At 33.7% G+C, this 19,819-nt stretch carries 18 protein-coding genes and 1 riboswitch; of the genes, 17 read left to right on the top strand and 1 reads right to left on the bottom strand.

Annotated elements, in window-relative coordinates:
• The first annotated feature begins 58 nt into the window (after window positions 1–58).
• Together BN2390_RS11625 and BN2390_RS11620 are read left to right on the top strand one after the other, a co-directional pair.
• Window positions 59–316 carry a cysteine-rich small domain-containing protein gene (locus BN2390_RS11625; RefSeq protein ID WP_053984518.1) on the top strand — a complete coding sequence of 86 codons (258 nt, stop codon included), beginning with the start codon at window positions 59–61 and terminating at the stop codon, window positions 314–316.
• A gap of 32 nt (window positions 317–348) precedes the next feature.
• Complete coding sequence (locus BN2390_RS11620) at window positions 349–642, top strand: (2Fe-2S)-binding protein (RefSeq protein ID WP_330373759.1); 294 nt, start codon at window positions 349–351, stop codon at window positions 640–642.
• Window positions 643–721: 79 nt separating this feature from the next.
• On the opposite strand, the gene BN2390_RS11615 is transcribed toward BN2390_RS11620, so the two are convergent.
• Entirely contained in the window at window positions 722–2,461 is a 1,740-nt protein-coding gene (locus tag BN2390_RS11615) for an ABC-F family ATP-binding cassette domain-containing protein (protein WP_053984516.1), read from the bottom strand.
• 405 nt (window positions 2,462–2,866) lie between these two features.
• Between BN2390_RS11615 and BN2390_RS11610 the strand changes: the two genes are divergently transcribed.
• From BN2390_RS11610 to BN2390_RS11540, 15 genes are all read left to right on the top strand, one after another.
• Window positions 2,867–3,451 carry a transporter substrate-binding domain-containing protein gene (locus BN2390_RS11610; RefSeq protein WP_053984515.1) on the top strand — a complete coding sequence of 195 codons (585 nt, stop codon included), beginning with the start codon at window positions 2,867–2,869 and terminating at the stop codon, window positions 3,449–3,451.
• Window positions 3,452–3,526: 75 nt separating this feature from the next.
• On the top strand, window positions 3,527–3,742 hold the full coding sequence (locus BN2390_RS11605) for a hypothetical protein (RefSeq protein ID WP_053984514.1): 216 nt from the start codon (window positions 3,527–3,529) through the stop codon (window positions 3,740–3,742).
• A gap of 28 nt (window positions 3,743–3,770) precedes the next feature.
• Window positions 3,771–4,517 (top strand): amino acid ABC transporter permease, encoded by a 747-nt coding sequence (locus BN2390_RS11600; RefSeq protein WP_053984513.1) that lies wholly within the window; start codon window positions 3,771–3,773, stop codon window positions 4,515–4,517.
• 226 nt (window positions 4,518–4,743) lie between these two features.
• The gene (locus BN2390_RS11595; RefSeq protein ID WP_053984512.1) at window positions 4,744–5,172 is read left to right on the top strand and encodes a hypothetical protein; all 429 of its coding nucleotides are present in this window, start codon (window positions 4,744–4,746) and stop codon (window positions 5,170–5,172) included.
• A 363-nt stretch (window positions 5,173–5,535) separates the two neighbouring features.
• Entirely contained in the window at window positions 5,536–7,638 is a 2,103-nt protein-coding gene (locus tag BN2390_RS11590; RefSeq protein ID WP_198524906.1) for a PAS domain-containing sensor histidine kinase, read from the top strand.
• Window positions 7,639–7,816: 178 nt separating this feature from the next.
• A complete protein-coding gene (gene rbr, locus BN2390_RS11585) occupies window positions 7,817–9,895 on the top strand; it encodes a rubrerythrin (RefSeq protein WP_053984510.1) in 2,079 nt (692 codons plus the stop codon).
• A 155-nt stretch (window positions 9,896–10,050) separates the two neighbouring features.
• A riboswitch (purine riboswitch) is annotated at window positions 10,051–10,152 on the top strand.
• Window positions 10,153–10,299: 147 nt separating this feature from the next.
• Complete coding sequence (locus BN2390_RS11580) at window positions 10,300–11,442, top strand: BMP family ABC transporter substrate-binding protein (RefSeq protein ID WP_053984509.1); 1,143 nt, start codon at window positions 10,300–10,302, stop codon at window positions 11,440–11,442.
• Between the two features lie 20 nt (window positions 11,443–11,462).
• Window positions 11,463–12,977, top strand: a complete 1,515-nt coding sequence (locus BN2390_RS11575) for an ABC transporter ATP-binding protein (RefSeq protein ID WP_053984508.1) — start codon at window positions 11,463–11,465, stop codon at window positions 12,975–12,977.
• On the top strand, window positions 12,958–14,028 hold the full coding sequence (locus BN2390_RS11570; protein ID WP_053984507.1) for an ABC transporter permease: 1,071 nt from the start codon (window positions 12,958–12,960) through the stop codon (window positions 14,026–14,028). The genes BN2390_RS11575 and BN2390_RS11570 overlap by 20 nt, the downstream gene beginning before the upstream one ends.
• Window positions 14,029–14,961: an ABC transporter permease gene (locus BN2390_RS11565; RefSeq protein ID WP_053984506.1), complete on the top strand. Its 933-nt coding sequence runs from the start codon at window positions 14,029–14,031 to the stop codon at window positions 14,959–14,961.
• A 143-nt stretch (window positions 14,962–15,104) separates the two neighbouring features.
• The gene (locus tag BN2390_RS11560; protein WP_053984505.1) at window positions 15,105–15,677 is read left to right on the top strand and encodes a hypothetical protein; all 573 of its coding nucleotides are present in this window, start codon (window positions 15,105–15,107) and stop codon (window positions 15,675–15,677) included.
• Window positions 15,678–15,785: 108 nt separating this feature from the next.
• Complete coding sequence (locus BN2390_RS11555) at window positions 15,786–16,277, top strand: hypothetical protein (protein ID WP_053984504.1); 492 nt, start codon at window positions 15,786–15,788, stop codon at window positions 16,275–16,277.
• Window positions 16,278–16,435: 158 nt separating this feature from the next.
• On the top strand, window positions 16,436–17,239 hold the full coding sequence (locus BN2390_RS11550) for a hypothetical protein (protein WP_053984503.1): 804 nt from the start codon (window positions 16,436–16,438) through the stop codon (window positions 17,237–17,239).
• 12 nt (window positions 17,240–17,251) lie between these two features.
• Window positions 17,252–18,382, top strand: a complete 1,131-nt coding sequence (locus tag BN2390_RS11545; protein WP_053984502.1) for an ATP-binding protein — start codon at window positions 17,252–17,254, stop codon at window positions 18,380–18,382.
• Between the two features lie 3 nt (window positions 18,383–18,385).
• Window positions 18,386–19,795 (top strand): vWA domain-containing protein, encoded by a 1,410-nt coding sequence (locus tag BN2390_RS11540; protein ID WP_053984501.1) that lies wholly within the window; start codon window positions 18,386–18,388, stop codon window positions 19,793–19,795.
• The last annotated feature ends 24 nt before the right edge of the window (window positions 19,796–19,819 follow it).

Below are 19,819 nucleotides of genomic sequence, written 5' to 3'. Positions count from 1 at the left end.
GCAAGATAAGGTCTTCTAAGGGTAAAATAAGAGAGACTAACACTTAGGAGGTAGCTAGATGGAAGGTTATAAAAAGTTTCAAAATAAAGCATGTGAGTATTTTCCTTGCCATAAAATAGACAACATAGAAGACTTTAATTGTTTATTCTGTTATTGCCCTTTATATATGCTTAAAGAGGATTGCGGAGGTAACTATACATATTTAGAATCAGGTATAAAAAGCTGCATGGGCTGTACTAAAACCCATGGACCTAATGGTTATGAGTATGTACAAGAAAAAATGAAACTTGTATTAGAGCGTGCAAAAAACAAATAATAAGTTCAGAAAATATTTCTAAAAGATATTAGTTGATAATAATTATTTTATGTGTTATTCTACCTTCAAGAAAAGCAGAAAGTGTAGGAATAACTATGAGTCCTATTGATGAACAAGCAATTAAAGATAGATTAACCAAGACATGTCCATGCCGCGTAGTTACACGCGCGGCTATTAAAGAAGCCATTGCAAATGGTGCAGATACATTGGAAAAAGTAAGAGCAGCAACGGGTGCTATGGCTGGCTCTTGTAGAGGCCAAAGATGCCGCTCAAGTATTGAGGGGTTACTAGAACAAGCAAGTTGGGAAAAAGATTTAGAGATTTAGAAGATAAAAGTAATAAAAGGAAACCTCCTATCACTGAGATCAGTTTTAGGAGGTTTCCTTTTATTACTCATATATTTTTTTAAAGCTGTTGAATAAGTGTTGCTAACTCTTCACAAAGGATATTTGCACGAACAAAATCGTTTTCTTTTAATGCAAGCTCAATTTTGAGTTCAACATCTTTTTTCTTTTGTTCAATTTCTAAATAATCTTTATTAAAATGATTTGCATAAATCATCTTTCTAAATTTACGCATACTCATTTTTCTAACTGTTTTATCGTCAATAATCAAAACAGCATCCATACAGTTGATAATGGAGTAGAAGTCATGGGAAATCATAAGAATGGCACCGTTGTAGTCAGTAAGTGCTTTTTCTAATGCGATTTGTGAATAAGTATCTAAATGACTTGTTGGCTCATCGAGAAGTAGGAAATCAGCATTAAGTAAAGACAGTTTAGCAAGTTGAAGCATATTTTTTTCGCCACCAGATAAGGTGCTTATTTTAGTCTGAAGACTTTTTTCTTCAAGGCTATATTTCATAAGGTGTAAGTGAATGGCTTCATCTGTTGTTAAGCCAGCTTCAAAGAATACTTCGCGGATAGTTTGAGATTCGTCCAACATTTCACCTTGAAGTTGAGATAAAAAGGCTACTTGAGCATCTTCACTAAACGCAATGGCTTGATGCTCATTTTTAAAGATTGCACGAAGAAGTGTAGACTTCCCACAACCATTTGGACCGATAAGGGCGATTTTCTCTGTAGATTTAACCTCAAAGTTAACATTTTCTAAAAGTGGTTCATTGAAGGCAACGCTGTACCCATTTACTTGTAGTACAGTGCTTTCTTCACTTTTTTCATCTGTAGCAAATTGAATTTCTGGCTGCTTGATTGCTAAGAATGGTGCTTTGATTCTACGTGCTTCTAAGCGTTCTTGTATTTTAACGCGGGCTTTTAAAGCTTTTCCACGAGCAGGCTCAGAATTGTTAGTTGCTGCTGTTCTTAGTTTGTTGATTAATTGATTGTTTCTTTCGATTTCTTCTGTATCAGCAGTAGCCAGTTCTTGAAGTTCAATTTTATTTTCGAGTAATGAGAAATTATAATCGATATAACGTCCGTCAAATTCTTGAAGGTCCATGTTTTCAAGATGAATAATTTTATTGAAGCAGTGGTTGAGCAGATATCTATTATGTGTAATAACCAGCAATGTACCTTTGTGTGCATTGATTAGATTCTTAAGAGAATTAAGATTTTCAAAATCTAAAAAGACATCAGGTTCATCCATAATGAGTAGGTCTGGGCTTGTGAGCATTTCTTTAATAACTTGAATAAGTTTGAACTCACCACCACTTAGTTTAGAAACCATAAGATTTTCGTGTTTACTAAGGTTAGCCAAGCTAAGTTGTTTAGTAATTTTACTTTCAAAATCATCTCCGCCAATGGCTTCAAAGGCATCTAGTGCTTCTTGATACTTTTCAAGTAAAGTCTCAAGGTCAGAAGCGGTTTCCATCTCAGTACAGATAGATGTGATTTCATTTTGTAGCTTGATAAAGGTTTCTCCAATATATTCAAAAACAGTCATTTCATTAGTAGTATCTAATCCACTAAACTGGCTGACATAGCCGATTCTACAATTTGGAGCAATTTCCAAGTCGCCATCATACATATATTTTTCAGGATCCATAATCATATCGATAAGCGTACTTTTTCCACTACCGCTTGTACCGATGAAGGCACAGTGTTGTCCTTCTTCTATTGTAAATGAAATATTATTATAGAGATCTTTGTCCGGGAAGGAGTAAGATAAGTTATCAACTTTTATCATATTTATACCTCTCTCTAAACATTAAAAAAGAGCTTATGAAACAAGCTCTCTTTCATAGTGTAATTTGATTTTAATGTTGGTAGCATAACATTTTTTTCGACAAATTTCAATTACTTCTTGCGAAAGATATTTTAGGAAATAAATGACATATATGAAAAAATGTATTGACAGCTAAAAAAACTAAGTCTATACTTCTTGATATAAATTCAAGAAAACATCTACATATTAAATAGGTAGGTTGCAAAGGTGCAATTTGTTGAAAAAGCAAATTGCACCTTTTTGTTATATAACCATTAAAAATAAGAATAAATAAAATAAGTGAAATTAACAAAGGCGTTAGTATCTAATTATGATTAGAGCTAGCGCCTATTTTGTTTATTTAAAAATCCAAAGGAGGCAGAGTATATGAAAAGAATGAAAATGTTAGTAAAAACTATGGGTGTATGTACAGTGATTACAATGATGAGTTTAACATTAGGTGGATGTAGTAAGAGTGATACAAAAACAGTAGAAACAACTAAAGGAAGCGAGGGGAAAAGTGAAAAGGATGCGTCAGATAAAATAAAGGTATCAGTAGGAATTGGTAATATTTTTGTACCCTTTTGCTATTTAGATGATGATGAAAACCCAGCAGGTTACGACTATGAGGTTGTGTGTGCCGTAGCAGAGAAATTAGAGGATAAATACGAATTTACTATTAATCCTGATGACTTTAGTAACTTACTTATTGGGCTGGATACGAAAAAGTATGATATGGCAGTACATCACTTTGGCTATACAGATGAGAGAGCAGAAAATTATCTCTATGCAGAAGAAGCTGATATGTACTTTGGTAGTTTCCATGTAGGTTATTTAAAAGGAAGAACAGGTATTACAGATCTTGAGAGTTGTAAAGGATTAACAGCTGTCACAACAAATGGAACAATGGCTGAGACCATACTCCTTAACTGGAACAAAGAGAACCCTGATAGTAGCCTTAAAGTGGAGTAGGCAACAGACTTATCCGTTATTGCAACAGGTATAAAAAATGGCCTCTATGATGTATTTATCGAGAGTGAATACGATTTGAATTTATTTAATTCAAAATACGATAATGTCTTAGCTTATAGCGATTACAATATAACGCCAGAAGGCTATAATGATGGTGCTTATTTCATCTATCAAAAAGGAGCAGAAGAACTTCAACAAGATGTTGATACAGCGATTCGTGAATTACGAGAAGAAGGGATATTAAAAGGAATCTCAGAAGAAATTTTAGGTAAAGACTACTCAAAAAAATAAAGTGTTTGAAATAGGAAGGAGGGATAGTATGTTTGAATGGGGAAGAGTTATAGAATATTTTCCAACGATTATTCAAAAGTTTCCGATTACCTTGCAAATCGTTCTTGGGTCATTTGTAATGGGGGTAACCTTGGGATGTATTTTAGCAATTATTAGAATTAGAAAGGTTGTTGTACTCGATCAGATTGTTACCATATTTATTTCCTATATAAGATGTACACCCATTATATGCCAGATGTTTGTTGTCTATTTTGGGGCTCCAGCCGTCTTGAAGTCATTAGGTGTAGATATAGCTGAGATTAATAATATAGTTTATGTATTGTTGGCTTATGGACTTAATATGGCCGGATTTATGGGAGAAACGATTAGGGCTGCTATTTTGGCAGTTCCTACAGGTCAAACAGAAGCCGGTCGTGCCGCAGGTTTAACGGAAACACAAACTATGGTGCATGTTATTGCACCACAAGCATTGCGTATTGCCCTACCAACTTTTGGCACAATTTTTATTTCCTTATTCCAAGCAACGGCCTTAGCATACTTAGTTGGTGTCATCGATATGATTGGGAAAGCGGTATCCATTGGTGCTAAGACCGGTCATGTATTAGAAGGCTATGTATGCTGTGCCATTGTATTTGCACTGATTAGTATTGTAATGGAACAGATCTTTAACTATATAAATAGGAAGTTAGACTTTGGCAAGAGCGGACATAAAATCACTAAAAAGTATAGAGTAGCTAAAAAAGTGGAGGAGGTGGCAAGATGGGTGCCTATTTAATCGACCAGATACAATAAGAATGAATGTAGCACTGCCTATGTCCTTGCTTAAAGAGGGAATGAAACGTTTAGATCAGTTTATATTTAATGTTCAATTCCTATAATAAATTTTATAGCTATAGCCTACACCTTCGAACGTATGTGTTAGAGGTGTAGGCTATTTATTGTATCACGACCAAGTAGTAGAATACATATAATAAATTAAACAAGTATTAGGAGGAGATGCTATGAATAATGAAGATAAAGGCTATATTGAAGTTACCAATAGAGGAGATTTTGTAGCTTACTTTACAGTGTCATATGTGATAGAAGGAAAACAGTATCAATTTGTAAGTGATAGTATATGGGAGTATCAACATCAAGGGGTGTATATACCTGCTAATGCTCAAGCAATATTATTACAAATATATATTGCCACATTTATTAAACTTTGGTATCCTGTTTACCATCAAATATTTAATAAACCTATAGTATCATGTTATGAAGTAGCGGGATTGTTAGTAGCACCTTATGTTATTCCAAGGACATGCCAATATCAAAATATATCTAATGATGGAGGGGGAAGTTTACCTACAACTTCTCAAGAAGGTGGAAATAATTATAACTGTTGTTATCTTTGTAATCCTTGCTGTAGATGTTGTAGAATGGGAAAATAAATTTTAAAGTTAAAAAAATAATTTATAGCACTATGTAAAGAAGTAGTTATTAAAAAGAGATTTACTTGTTCATACTGTTTAAAAGAAAAAGAGTGAAGAAATCTATAAAATATCTATTCTGTATATTAGCTATCAGTAGTTACTAGGAGTATGAACGAATATTCACAAAGTATTAATTAATTAAATAAAAAATAAAAAACAGGTAAAAATAATAATATTTAAAAGAGGATATAAATAGTGTATACTTTGTAAGTAAAAGTCGATTTATGTAAGCAAAGATTAAATAACTATTTTGAGGGGGATAGTTATTTAATTTCATGGTAGACTTGTATGGGAGAAAAGTGTTTAAGGGAGGGTGTAGATGTGAATATACAACTATTGGATTACTTAGAAGAGGGTATTATTATTTTTGATGAAGACTACAGAGTTCGATTTTGTAATCAAAGTATATTGGCGAAATTAAAATATAGAAAAGAAGATCTGCATAACAAGTTCATAAAGCAAATATTGTCGAATCAGATTGAAAGTATAATTGATGAAATTGAAAAATCTGTAGGCAAAAGTATAGATATTTTTTTATATGATCATGAAAGAAAATTGCTTCAAGCAAATGGAAAAATATATAGAGAAGAATGGTTAGGAGGAGATAGTTATTGGTTGGTGGTTAAAGCGTATAAAGAAGCAAAGATCACGACAAAAGAACTAGAAGTAATCTTAGAGAACATTCCTTATGCAATATGGTTAGCAGATACGGAAGATAATTATAAGTTTGCTAACTCTAATACACTTACAATGGTAAATCAATTAAGTGATATGAATAATATATCTAATAGAAAAGAGCTTTTAGAGCAACATCCTGAAGAAGTTTATAAAGAGACTTTAAATAAAGATATATTTAAAAAGGATCAAAGCATACTTCGTAAAGGTATTATGATTAATGAAGAACGTATGAGTGCCAATGCTAAAGAAAATTTAACATATCAGCTTATTAAAATCCCACTATTTGATGAAGATCAAACTTACCAAGGCTATATAGGAATGAGTCAATATAATATTTTGAAACAGAATGTAGATATTGCTAAGGTTATAGAGAGTAAAAATTCAGATTTTAGGATAGATCAAAAAGAACTTGATGATCAATTAGTACAGTCACTAGAGTTTAGTACAAGAGCAGCTAGAATATTTCAAGGAAATAATATTATTATATTAAAATATAATGAGAATACAGAAAGTATGGAGGAAATTGGTAGACTACAAAAGTCAGATGATAGGCTTTTGACGAATAGTCCTTTACGTATTGATGGTATTAAGTTAGTAGAACTTATAGAAGAAAATACAGAATGGAAAGTAGAAGCATTTGAACAAAAGATGAGGTGTAGGATAACAAAAGAATCAAAAACAATAGATGATAGCTATATAAGAATTAATCCTATTGAGTATAATAACAAGTTTATGGGGGCTATTTTTACGACATATGAATCAAAATTGCAGTATCCACTAATGGACTCGTGTATTATTGATAAGCTTTGTCAGCATATAGCTATTCTTTTTAAGAGTATAGAATACTCGCTAGAACTAAGAGGAGAATTATTAATTAGAAAAGAAATAGAAGCGGAAAAGATTGCTTATCAAGAAGCCTTACAATTAGAAACCTTAAAAACGGAGTTCCTTGCAAATATGTCTCATGAATTGAAGACACCATTAAACATTATTTATAGTACAATGCAGATATTCGAGTTAGAGGTTAAGGAGATAGATGAAGAAAAGAGTATAGGAGAGATACTAAGTAAGTTAGAGAGATATAAAAGTATAGAGAAACAAAACATCTTTAGGTTATTGAGACTTATTAATAATATTACAGATATATCTAAAATGGGAGCTGGTTATTATCAAGCGAAGTGGGTCAACTGTGATATTGTTCGCGTAATAGAAGATATTACTATGTCGGTAGTTGAGTATGTTAAAAATAAAGAACTTTCTATTATTTTTGATACCGAAGTGGAAGAATTGGTTATGGCGTGTGACCTGGAAAAGATAGAGCGCATTATGCTGAATCTACTTTCTAATGCGGTTAAATACACCAATAAGGGTGATTCTATAGAAGTTACTTTAAATATAAAAGATAATAATTTGGTTATTTCAGTAAGAGATACAGGTATAGGTATTCCAAAAGAAAAGCAAGCCATGATTTTTAATCGTTTTGCACAAGTAGATACTTCTTTTACTAGAAAATGTGAAGGCTCAGGTATTGGGCTAGCTTTAGTGAAGTGTTTAGTTGAAATACAACAAGGAAATATATATGTAGAAAGTGAAGAAGGAGAGGGAGCTACCTTTATTGTGACCATTCCTATTCATACAATAAATGAAACACAGCAAGTACAATTAATAGATCAGATGGACTCAGAAAAAGAAGATATATTAATTCACAAATGTAGAATAGAGTTCTCAGATATCTATGATTTATAAAATGAATTAACAGAATAAATGCATTATAACCCCTCAAATTTTAAAATGAAATTTGAGGGGTTATAATGTGAAAAAAGTATTTCATAATAATAATTACTATTTACTTAAATTTTAAATAGGTGTATAATTATATAAAAATATAGATAGATTATAGAAATATAAAATATGGAGAAGGAAAATGAGTAAACATTTATCTTTAGAAGTAAGAGTACCCATTGAAGAAGAAAATCCTTCAATTATCAGAAATGAAGAAAAGTGTATTAAATGTGGTATGTGTAAAAATATTTGTAAAGACTACATTGAAGTTCTAGGAACCTATGATTTAGCCAATACATCAGATAGAGCAATATGTATTCATTGTGGTCAGTGTGCTAATGTATGCCCTGTTGAGTCTATTACGGAAAAAAAAGAATATACTAAGGTAAAAGAGACAATTAACGATCCAGATAAAATAGTCATCTTTAGCACATCTCCATCGGTTCGTGTTGCACTTGGCGAAGAGTTTGGACTGGAAGATGGAAGTTTTGTACAGGGGCAAATGGTTGCTATGCTAAGGACTTTAGGCGCTGACTATGTTTTAGATACAAACTTTAGTGCAGATCTTACAATAATGGAAGAAGCCACTGAACTCCTTGAACGTATTAAAACAGGCAATAAACCATTACCTCAATTTACAAGTTGCTGCCCTGCATGGGTAGAGTTTGCTGAACTTTATTATCCAGATATTTTACCTCATCTTTCTACTGCTAAAAGTCCCATTGGCATGCAAGGTCCAACTATAAAAACTTACTTTAGTAAGAAGATGGATATTGATTCGAAGCGTATTATAAATGTTGCAGTGACACCATGTACAGCTAAAAAATTTGAAATTCGTAGAAAAGAGATGAATGCAGCTGGAAGATATCATGGGATAGATGATATGCGAGATATGGATTATGTGATAACAACAAGAGAGCTTGCAGAATGGGCAAAAGAAGAAAACATTGAATTTAATCAATTAGAAGAATCTCAGTATGATAACTTAATGGGAGAAGCAAGTGGGGCTGGAGTGATCTTTGGTAATACAGGTGGTGTTATGGAAGCAGCGCTTCGTACAGCATATGAGTTTATCTTAAAAGAAAAGGCACCTCAAACATTATATGAGTTAAAGCCTGTTCGGGGGATGGAGGAGATGAAAGAAGCAACGTTAACGATAGGTGAGCATACTCTTAATCTTGCTGTCATTTATGGAACAGGTAATGTACGTAAATTAATAGAGCAATTAAAAACGAATGAAAAACAATACCATTTTATTGAAGTAATGACGTGCCCAGGAGGATGTATTGGTGGTGGTGGTCAGCCTAAGGATAGAGCTTATAAAGGTAATGAGCTCAGACAGAAAAGAGTAGATGGACTCTATAAGCGTGATCAATATATGAGAAAAAGAGCAAGCCATGAAAATGAAGAGATTCAAAAGTTATATGAGACATTTTATGGAAAACCATTAAGTGAGCTTGCAGAACAAATGCTTCATACAGCTTATAAAGACCGTAGTGCAGATTTAGGAATAAACCTTAATCATAAATCTGAAAATAAAAAGGAGGATATAGTAATGTCAAAGTTTAGATGTGTTGTATGTAATTATATTCATGAAGGAAGTAGTGCTCCAGAGGAGTGTCCAATTTGTCATGTAGGAGTAGATAAATTTGAGAAGGTTGAAGAAAAAATAGAGCCTCCAAAAGTAAATGCTTATAGTGGAACAAAAACAGAACAAAATTTGTTAGCTGCTTTTGCAGGAGAAAGTCAAGCAAGAAATAAATATACATATTTTGCAAGCGTTGCTAAGAAGGAAGGTTTTGAACAAATAGCAGGTATTTTTAGTCACACAGCAGATAATGAAAAAGAACATGCAAAAATGTGGTTAAAAGAATTAAAGGGTATTAGTAGTACAGCAGAAAATCTTAAAGCTGCAGCAGATGGTGAAAATTATGAATGGACAGATATGTATGAGACATTTGCAAAAGAAGCTGAGATAGAGGGATTTGTAGAACTAGCAAATAAGTTTAGAGCAGTTGGTAAAATTGAAAAAGCTCATGAAGAAAGATACCGTGCACTTTTACATAATGTAGAGATGCAACAAGTATTTGAAAAAGGTGAAACGGCTATGTGGGAATGCCGTAATTGCGGGCATCTTGTAGTGGGAAATAAAGCACCAGAAATTTGTCCAGTATGTGCACATCCAAGAAGCTACTTTGAAGTAAGAAAAGAAAATTATTAATTTAGAACCCTTGAACTTAAACAACTTAGTTCAAGGGTTTTAATAATTCTAGTATAATAAATATTATAGACATAAATATATTTTTTTAAAAATATACTTGAAAGTTTATTGTCGTACGATTATAATGAATTTAAATTCGAACGTTCGAATTGTTAAAAAGAAAAATGTTAGGTACTTATATAAGCTTGGAGATAAGGTCTAAGCGTTTCTACCGACTACCATAAAGAGTCTGGGCTATGAGTAAACTATCCTAATATTTCTAAAGGCATATTTCGACTAAACAGATTTAGCATAATTAAATCAGTTATTTTGGAAGTGAATTTAGAAGTGTTAGGAAGATTACTCTTTGCTTATGCAAAGAGTTTTTTTATTTTGAGGAAATACATCATGGAAGGAAGAGGAATATGTTTAAAAAAAGTTTTAAATTATTAGTAGCTGGAACATTATCACTTGCTATGCTATTAACAGGTTGTTCAACAGGAGGTACAGCGGTACAAGCTACAGATGCTCCTAAAACAGAAGAAAAAAGTGATAACAATCAAACAACTGCAAATGCAGATATCAAAGCAGGATTTATTTATTCAGCACCAGTAGCAGATGGTGGATTTGTTCAATCTCATGATAAAGGTAGACTTTATTTAGAAGAACAACTTGGTGTACAAACAGTTTATAAAGAATCAGTACCAGAGACACAAGAAGTAGAAAAAGTAGCTAGAGATATGATTGACCAAGGATGCAATGTTATTTTTGCAGTATCATTTGGTTATATGGATTACATAGAAAAACTTTCAAAAGAATTCCCAGAAGTAACATTCTTCCATTGTTCAGGATATAAAACAACAGAAAATATGGCAAATTACTTTGGCCGTGTAGAAGATGCAAGATACATTACAGGTATGGTAGCAGGACTTCAAACTGAGACGAACCAAATTGGATACGTTGCAGCGATGCCAATTCCAGAAGTTATTCGTGGAATCAATGCTTTTACACTTGGGGTAAAAGCTGTTAATCCAGATGCAGTTGTAAAAGTATCTTGGACAAACACATGGTATGACCCAGCAAAAGAAAAAGAAGCTGGAAGTGCTTTAATCGACCAAGGATGTGACGTACTTGCTCAACATCAAAATGCAGCAGGGGCACAACAAGCAGCAGAAGAAAAAGGTGTATGGTCAATCGGATATCACCAAGATATGAGTGGAATTGCTCCAAATGCAAATCTTGTTAGTGCAATTTGGAACTGGGGTCCTTATTATGTAGAAGCAGTACAGTCTGTTATTGATGGAACATTCACTCCTAGTGCTTACTGGGAAGGTATTGATGCAGGTATCGTAGATATTTCTCCTCTTACAGCAAATGCAAAAGAGGGTATAGCAGAAATCATTGAAGCAAGAAGAGCAGAGATGAAAGCAGGTACATTTAATACTTTCCAAGGTCCAATTAAAGACCAAGCAGGGAATGAAAGAGTACCAGAAGGCTCTGTATTAAGTGATGAAGACCAACTTTCAAATGATTGGTTTGTTGAAGGTGTAGTAGGCGATATTAACTAATAAAATATAGGTGGCGCAATATGGATCAAACAGTAGTGGTACAATTAAAAAACATAACAAAACGTTTTGGTGAGGTAATTGCTAATGAAGGCGTTGACCTTACACTTAAAAAGGGAGAAATCCATGCCCTACTAGGAGAAAATGGCGCAGGAAAAAGTACATTAATGAACATGCTATCAGGAATTTATAGTCCTGATAGCGGGTTCATTTTTGTGCGTTCTGAAAAAGTTCATTTTAGTTCTCCTAAAAGTGCTATTGCTAAAGGCATTGGCATGGTACATCAACATTTTAAATTAGTAGAATCTTTTACAGCAAAAGAGAACATTATTGCAGGAAGTGGTAAGTTCTTTACCAAAGGAAGTCATGAAGCAGATTGTGTAAAAACACTTTGTAAAAAATATGGCCTAACTATTGATTTAGATAAAAAAGTAAGTGAGATGTCTGTTAGTGAAAAGCAGATGTTAGAAATTATTAAAGTTCTTTATAGAGGGTGTGACATTCTTATTTTAGATGAGCCTACAGCAGTACTTACACCTCAAGAAGTGGAGAAGTTATTTGATATTGTAAGGCTTATGAAACAAGATGGAAAAAGTATCATTATTATTACCCATAAATTAAATGAAGTTATGGCACTATGTGACGTAGTAACTGTTCTTAGAAAAGGTACGGTAGCCAAAACAGTAGATATAAAAGATACAAATACAGTACATCTGACTCAGTTAATGGTTGGTCATAGTGAAGCATTAAGTATTGAACGTAAGCCAGTTCATGATCCTAAGTCTGTCTATGACATTTTAGATGTAACGGTTAAAGACAAAGAAGGTGTGCCATTACTTAATAAAGTTTCATTTAGCCTTAGAAGTGGAGAAATCCTAGGTGTAGCAGGTGTTGCTGGAAGTGGACAAAAGGAGCTTTGTGAAGCATTAGTAGGGCTTAAGACTTTAGAAAGTGGGAAATTAGTTTTTGAAGGTGAAGAGGTAACGGGTCTTAAACCAAGAACCATTTATGAAAAAGGAATTAGTATGAGCTTTATCCCAGAAGACCGATTAGGAATGGGCTTAGTAGGTAGCATGGGAACAGCAGATAATCTACTTTTAAAAGAGTATCATACGCAAAAAGGATTATTCTTAGATAAAAAAGGAATCAAAGCCAAAGCAGAGGCAATGGTTGAGAAGTTAAGTATTAAAACACCAAATATAAATCATCCTGTAAAAATGCTTTCAGGAGGGAATATACAAAAGGTTCTTTTAGGACGTGAAATTGATGCCAATCCACGTGTGCTTATAACAGCTTATGCTGTAAGGGGACTAGATGTAGGGTCTACTCATCAAATTTATGACTTGATTAATGAGCAAAAGGAAAAAGGGGTAGCAGTACTCTTTGTTGGAGAAGACCTAGATGTATTGATGCAACTTTGTGACCGTATTATGGTTATGTGTGATGGAGAGATGACAGGGCTTGTAGAAGCAGATGGTGTAACAAAAGAACAGCTTGGGTTAATGATGGGAGGACAACATGCAAATAAGGGTATCTAAAAACGGCGCTATTTCTGCAAAGAAGAAAGTAGCAATTACAGGATTAGCTATTGTACTAGCTATCATTTTAACCAGCGTATTTATAGGTGTTATGGGACATAATCCTTTTGAAGTGTATGCTTCTATGTTAGAGGGATGCTTTGGATCAGCTCACCGTTTCAGACAAACTGTTATTACAGCCATTCCTCTTATTATTACAGCAGTAGGGATTGCAGTAGCCTTCCGTATGAAATTCTGGAATATCGGAGTAGAAGGACAAATTTTAATGGGTGGTTTTGCAGCTACATTTGCAGCACTATATTTTAAGGATTTACCAGCCATTATTCTTATCCCACTTATGATTATCCTTGGGATGATTGGTGGAGGCATATGGGCACTTATACCAGCAATGTTAAAAGCTAAATTTGGAACAAATGAGACCATTGTTACATTAATGATGAACTATATTGCACTTAAGTGGATTGTCTACTTACAATATGGACCATGGAAAGATCCAGCAGCTATGGGATTCCCTAAGATTGCTAACTTTACAGATAATGCTATTTTGCCAAAAGTTTTTGGTATACATATGGGATGGATTATTGCCATTGTATTAGTTATCGGTATTCACATATTGATCAATCATACAAAGGCAGGTTATGAAATTCAGGTACTTGGAGAAAGTGAAAATACAGCTAAGTATGCAGGGATGAATGTAAGAAAGATTATGATTTTTGCTATGCTTTTAAGTGGAGGAATTTGTGGTTTAACAGGGATGATTCAAGCATCTGCAGTTAACAACACACTTACAATGGATTTAACAGCAGGAGTAGGGTATACAGCTATTATTATTGCATGGCTTGCTAATCTTAAGAGCCCATGGATTGTAGTCGTATCTGTTTTCTTTGCAATCTTAACACAAGGCGCAAGTTATATTCAGACAGCTTATCAAATTCCACAAGCAGCGGCAGAGATTATCCAAGGTGTAGTATTATTCTGTGTACTTGGTTCACAATTCTTTATTAACTATAAAGTACATTTTGAAAAAGAAGTTGCAAAGGAGGCAATGTAAATGGGAATAGAGTCATTTTTAATAGCAGCAGTTATAGCAGGAACACCCCTTTTACTTGCCACACTTGGCGGAGTAATGAGTGAAAAAGTAGGACACATCAACCTGGGTGTAGAAGGTATGATGGTTATGGGAGCAGTAGTCGGGTTTAATGTAGGGGTAACAACTCAAAATGCATGGCTTGCATTACTAGGAGCTATGTTAGCAGGCGGTTTTGGTGCATTGATTTATGCTGTTTTAACTGTATCTTTACGTGCTAACCAAGTTGTAACAGGACTTACCCTTACTATATTTGGAACAGGTTTTGCTAACTTTTTAGGACAAAATCTGGTAGGACAAATTGTACCTGAGCCTGTTAAGGCAGTATTAGCACCAAAAGCTATCCCACTGCTAAGTGAAATACCTATTATAGGGGCAGCTTTCTTTAATCAAAGTATCTTTATTTATCTTGCTTATATTATAGGGATTATTCTTTTTGTTTATTATAAATATACAAAAGTAGGACTTAATGCACGTATGATTGGAGAGAGTCCAGCGGCAGCAGATGCTGTAGGAATTCGTGTAGAACTTTATAAATATCTTAACCTTGTAATAGGTGGGATGTTATGTGGTTTATCTGGTGCATTTCTTTCATTAGTGTATGTACCTGCATGGCAACAAAATATTACAGCAGGACGTGGATGGATTGCAGTAGCACTTGTTATCTTCATTGGATGGCATCCACTCAAAGCCATCTTTGGAGCCATTTTATTTGGTGCATTAGATATTTTAGGTTTACGTCTTCAAGCAGCAGGCATTCAAATTAATCAATATTTTGTAGATATGTTACCTTATGTTGTGACTATTTTATTCCTTGTGATAGGGTCTATTCGTTCAGGTGGACAGAACTTAGGACCAAAAGCACTTGGAGAAAATTACTTTAGAGAAGAGCGTTAAGCTGTTATAATTTTAAAAATTCCTAGACAAAATACAGTCTAGGAATCTTTTTATATAAAGGGTATAGTAGGTAAATAAGCATACTAATAATATAATTCATATGATATAATAATCATTATTATTAGATGATAAAGGAGATAAAGATGAGTAGCAAAGTGGCTTTAGTTTTTGATAATGGAGAATACAGTGTCATTGTTAATGATACAGTTATTTATACAAATAAAAAGATAGATGAGGCTTATAAGCAGTTCGAAAAAACTATTAAAAATAATGTAGGGGTACAAGATACAAGCTGGGAAAGTATCAGTGACTCTGCAAAGTCTTTTCAGCTAGAAGGATTAGAAGTAGAAGATACCTATAAAAATATGAGCTTTAGAAATCTTAAGTACTTCCATAATACAGGTAAACTCTTTTATACAGGAAAGGGTGAAATGTTTCCTTTAAACGGAGGCTACCGTTTATTTAGTTTCATTCTTAAAATAGTAGCAAACAAACAGTTAGAAGATCCAGAAGCGTTACTTGAAATCTGTGTAAAGGCAATGAATAGTGGGGTTAATTATAGAACGACAGAGTTTAGCTTTATCTTAACAAGTCCAGCTTTTAACTATGGGAATGTGGAATATAATTTCTATACAAAAGAAATGCACAAAGGAACTTCTCGTGATATGGAAGGTTTTGAGACCTTTAAGGCCTATGTATTAGAAATTATTAAGTAAGATAAATGATAGGGATATATAATAAGTAATAAGAAATGAAGATGGACTTTATATTGACAGTATATGATAGACTATACAAAGCAAGTACTAAAGGAAAAGAGAGTATATATGACACCAATACAATTATATTGTAAAGCAAATAAAAGAAAACGTAATGACCAAGCAGTAGGCGTTTGTGCCTATATTCTTCAACAAGGAGATACTTCAAAGGAAGCAATTAAGCTTTTAGAAGAGGAAACACGAGTAGCCAGACTAGAGCTTATGGCCCTGGCAACAGGTTTAGAAGAATTGGAAGATACAAAAATGCTTCAAGTAGGTCAACCCATTCATATATATGTAACAAATGAGTATATTTTAGAAGAACTTCAAAGAGGTATAAGTCAGAAAAAATCTGGTAAAGCAATTAGCTTTAATAAGGGCGAAGAGTATATGGATTTATGGAATACAATAGAAAGCCTCCTTCAAAAAGATATAGATTATACGGTAATGGGTCTTAATAAAAAAGATCGTGATCAAGAAAATGAAGAAGTTAAAGGTAATATGGGTAAGTTAAATAAAATGGCTTGTGATGAGATTAATCGTTTTTTTAGAAAAGAGTAATCAATAGATATTGAATAAGAGATGCACGTAAGTTTGAAACTTACGTGCATTTTTATATGTGAAAGTGTTAAAATTTAAGTGTAGACAGTTAAAAGACAAAAAGATAAAATATTAAGTGATAATAATAGTTAATTAAATAATAGAAAGAAGTTAAAACAATGGAAGAAGCAAAAATGATTAGGATGATTGAGATGAATCCTTTTGCAATCAAAACGATTCCAAGTCCTACAGATGAAATGAAATTGGCTGCCCTTAAGAAGAATGGGCTATTATTACAATATATAGAAGCGCCTACACAAGAAATGGAAGAGATAGCAGTAGCCAATAATGCTCGTGCAATTAAATTTGTCCAGGTACCTTCAGAAGAGATGATGCTTGAAGCTATAAAAAAAGGATGGAGTAACTTAGAATATCTTAAGGAACCTACAGAAGAAGTGATGAAGCTTGCGGTAGGTCAGTCAGGTTGGGCAATTCAGTATATTGAAGAACCAAGTGAGGCCATTCAGTTACTTGCTGTACGTACCAATTATGATGCTATTAAGTATATTAAGTCCCCTTGTGAGTCTGCCCAAGAGGCAGCTGTTGAGGCGAGCTATGATGCTTTAAAGTTTATGACGTCACCAAGCTATGGTGCACAGTGTCTAGCTATTAGAAGCAATGAGGATGCTATTCGTTTTATTCCAAATCTAGATAAAGAGAGATTACTTACCTTTTTAAAGATAAATATTTTAGTGATCAAATATATAGAGGAACAAGTTGAATTAAATGAGTTAGAGCTTCTGTTAAAAGAAGTACTTTCAGCAGATGAAGTGGAAGAAAAGTATGTGAGAGACTTTTTAAGATGTGGAAAGATTGATAGAAGTAGCATACGTTTTCAGATAGATAAGATACACTTTATTTATAAATATGGAAGTAAGAAAGCCAAACAAATTACTGTAGATGAAAAGCTGAAGATGGCATAGGAGATGACAAGAATGAATTTTATAGAAACATTAAAAAGTGTAGAATTAGTACTTGCTACAGGAGAGGTCCCTCTAATTGTTGGGGAAAGTGGTATTGGAAAGACAGCTCTTGCCCGTGAAATAGCAAAGGCCAATGACTGGCACTTAATTATAATTGATGGTAACTTACTTAAAGAAGGTGAAATTGGTGGGCTTCCAACAGTAGAAGTTTATACAGCAGTAGGAGACAATGGACAGCTTATAGAGAAGAAAACAACCGTCTATGCCGTGCATACTAAGTTAAGAGAAATAGATAGGGCTATCAACAATGGACAAAGTGTATTGCTCTTTATTGATGAAATCAATCGTTGTGAGCATACAGTACAGCAAGAACTTATGAATTTAATTTTGAATCGTGAAATCAATGGTTATAAGCTTCATGAAACAGTAAAAATCTTGGCAGCAATGAATCCTTCACAAAAGTATGGATCAGAGTTTGACTATCAAGTTGTAGATATGGACGCGGCTCAGGAGAATCGCTTTGTATGGTTGAATATGGAAAGTGATCCAGTGCAATGGCTAAGATGGGCAAGTGAAGTGGGGATTGAACAAAAGGTCATCGAGTTTATTTCTACTTTCCCAGAGTATTTAAATGTTATTAACGAGGATGATATTAGAGCTACACCTAGAAGCTATGAAAGAATTTCTAAGACTTATAAAGTCTATAAAGAAAGTGAAGGGAATATCCCACGTCATGTATTTGTGAATGTGATAGGGGGGAATGTAGGAAAGGTCATTGCGCAAGAATTTGTAAGCTTTGTAGAAGCGAATCATAGTCTCTTAATAAGTTATGATGAGGTGTTCTTAACAGAGGCATTTGATGAAGCATTTATAGAACGAGTAAAAAATGAAAGCCATACAAGATTATATCTAGCGGCAACCAATATACTTAAACGCTTAGAGGATATTATTTACCAGGAGGAGGGAGAAGTAAGTAAGAGTATTGAAAAGTTAATGGCATTACTCAAACTTTATCCAGTAGATTTGATGATGGGAATTATGAAAGAGATTAAAAAGGACTATCCTAAAGTGTATAAGAGTGCTTTAGAATGTGATTGTTTTTTAGATGCTTATTTTGAAACTTATGAAACGATAAGAGGATAAAATATGGAAAGTTATTTTGAAAAACAAGTGGATACGTTATATGAGCAAGCAATCACACTTATCCAAATGGTTTCTATGATGAAAATGAATCGTGCTGGCGAAAAAGCTGAAGTAGATGTGCCTCTAGAGTTTAAGCAAGATTTTTTTAGTTTAATTGATAAGGTTAGTTCTAGCCTTATGGAGGAACAAGATTGCTTCTATGGGTATTTCTTATTTCAGATGGAACGAGAGATTCGTTTTGATATTTCTACGCCTACAGCAGTCAACTTTAAAGGTGCTAGATATGTAATTTATTTTAATCCGCTTATCTTCCTAAGTCTAAATAGAAATCAGATGAAAGATTCTATTAAACATGAGATTATGCATATTGTTTCTTTACATTTACTACGAGCAAAAGGGCTAAAAAGTACGTATAGTAAAATTGCTTTAAATATAGCCATGGATATGGTCGTTAATCAATATCTTAAATATTTACCACCTTATGCTACAACTCTTGAGTGGGTTAACTTGAAATATGAGTTAAAACTCAGACCCTATGAGCCTTTTGAGTACTACGTGGAAAAAGTTCAGATTGCTTTAGATCTTTTAGAGGAAGATGAGGAAGGGGATCTCATTGATCAGCCACAACAAGAATCTATCCAGACAGAATATGATGTGGCAAGGACTCATGACCTATGGGAGGAATGTGATAGCTTAGATGAACAAACCATTCACATCTTTACCAAACGATTTGTAGAACAAGCCGACAAAGGACCTTTACCTATTCACCTTGGGAATATGATAGCAGCTCTTAAAAAAGAAAAAGGGGAATTGTCTTGGGATTTGTATCTTAAACGCTTGATGGGGACAATAGAAAGTCATACAAAGAAAACGACTACAAGACGTAATAGAAGACAGCCAGACAGGTTAGATCTAAGAGGTACGCTGAGAGGGCATAAAGCAGAGATTGCTATTGCACTTGATATTAGTGGAAGTATTAGTGACGAACAATTTAAACAAGCCATGAAGGAAGTTTTGCATATTGTAAAAAACTATAATCATGCGATTACAATCATTGAATGTGATGATGAAATTAGACGCACCTATCAGGTGAAATCTATAAAGGATATAGAAGAAAGACCAAGCACGAGAGGTGCTACTAAGTTTACGCCTGTATTTGAGTATGCCAATAAGAAGCATATAGACTTACTTATTTATTTTACCGATGGAAAAGGTGAGCAAAAGCTACAGATTAGACCAAGAGGATATAAAATTTTATGGATTCTTTCAGAAAAGGCAGCAACACTTTCATTACAAGAGTCTTATGGGGCTATTAAAAGACTGAATAAAGTAGAGACAAAAGATGAATTCATAGAAATGAGAGATGTACGCAGTGATGGGTATTCTATGAATAATCAAGCACCGATATGGTAGGGAAAATAGCAAAGAAAAGAGTCA

Source organism: Niameybacter massiliensis (assembly GCF_001282685.1).
Classification (GTDB): Bacteria; Bacillota; Clostridia; order Lachnospirales; family Cellulosilyticaceae; genus Holtiella; species Holtiella tumoricola.
This window is presented reverse-complemented; position numbering and strand designations above follow the sequence as displayed.

Bases quoted from the DNA above. Each gene is read 5' to 3' on its own strand.
- BN2390_RS11610 (WP_053984515.1), top strand. From the start codon at position 2,867: ATGAAAAGAATGAAAATGTTAGTAAAAACTATGGGTGTATGTACAGTG.
- BN2390_RS11595 (WP_053984512.1), top strand. From the start codon at position 4,744: ATGAATAATGAAGATAAAGGCTATATTGAAGTTACCAATAGAGGAGAT.
- BN2390_RS11540 (WP_053984501.1), top strand. From the start codon at position 18,386: ATGGAAAGTTATTTTGAAAAACAAGTGGATACGTTATATGAGCAAGCA.
- BN2390_RS11565 (WP_053984506.1), top strand. From the start codon at position 14,029: ATGGGAATAGAGTCATTTTTAATAGCAGCAGTTATAGCAGGAACACCC.
- BN2390_RS11570 (WP_053984507.1), top strand. From the start codon at position 12,958: ATGCAAATAAGGGTATCTAAAAACGGCGCTATTTCTGCAAAGAAGAAA.
- BN2390_RS11625 (WP_053984518.1), top strand. From the start codon at position 59: ATGGAAGGTTATAAAAAGTTTCAAAATAAAGCATGTGAGTATTTTCCT.
- BN2390_RS11580 (WP_053984509.1), top strand. From the start codon at position 10,300: ATGTTTAAAAAAAGTTTTAAATTATTAGTAGCTGGAACATTATCACTT.
- BN2390_RS11550 (WP_053984503.1), top strand. From the start codon at position 16,436: ATGGAAGAAGCAAAAATGATTAGGATGATTGAGATGAATCCTTTTGCA.
- BN2390_RS11560 (WP_053984505.1), top strand. From the start codon at position 15,105: ATGAGTAGCAAAGTGGCTTTAGTTTTTGATAATGGAGAATACAGTGTC.
- BN2390_RS11545 (WP_053984502.1), top strand. From the start codon at position 17,252: ATGAATTTTATAGAAACATTAAAAAGTGTAGAATTAGTACTTGCTACA.
- BN2390_RS11615 (WP_053984516.1), bottom strand. From the start codon at position 2,461: ATGATAAAAGTTGATAACTTATCTTACTCCTTCCCGGACAAAGATCTC.
- rbr (WP_053984510.1), top strand. From the start codon at position 7,817: ATGAGTAAACATTTATCTTTAGAAGTAAGAGTACCCATTGAAGAAGAA.
- BN2390_RS11555 (WP_053984504.1), top strand. From the start codon at position 15,786: ATGACACCAATACAATTATATTGTAAAGCAAATAAAAGAAAACGTAAT.
- BN2390_RS11575 (WP_053984508.1), top strand. From the start codon at position 11,463: ATGGATCAAACAGTAGTGGTACAATTAAAAAACATAACAAAACGTTTT.
- BN2390_RS11600 (WP_053984513.1), top strand. From the start codon at position 3,771: ATGTTTGAATGGGGAAGAGTTATAGAATATTTTCCAACGATTATTCAA.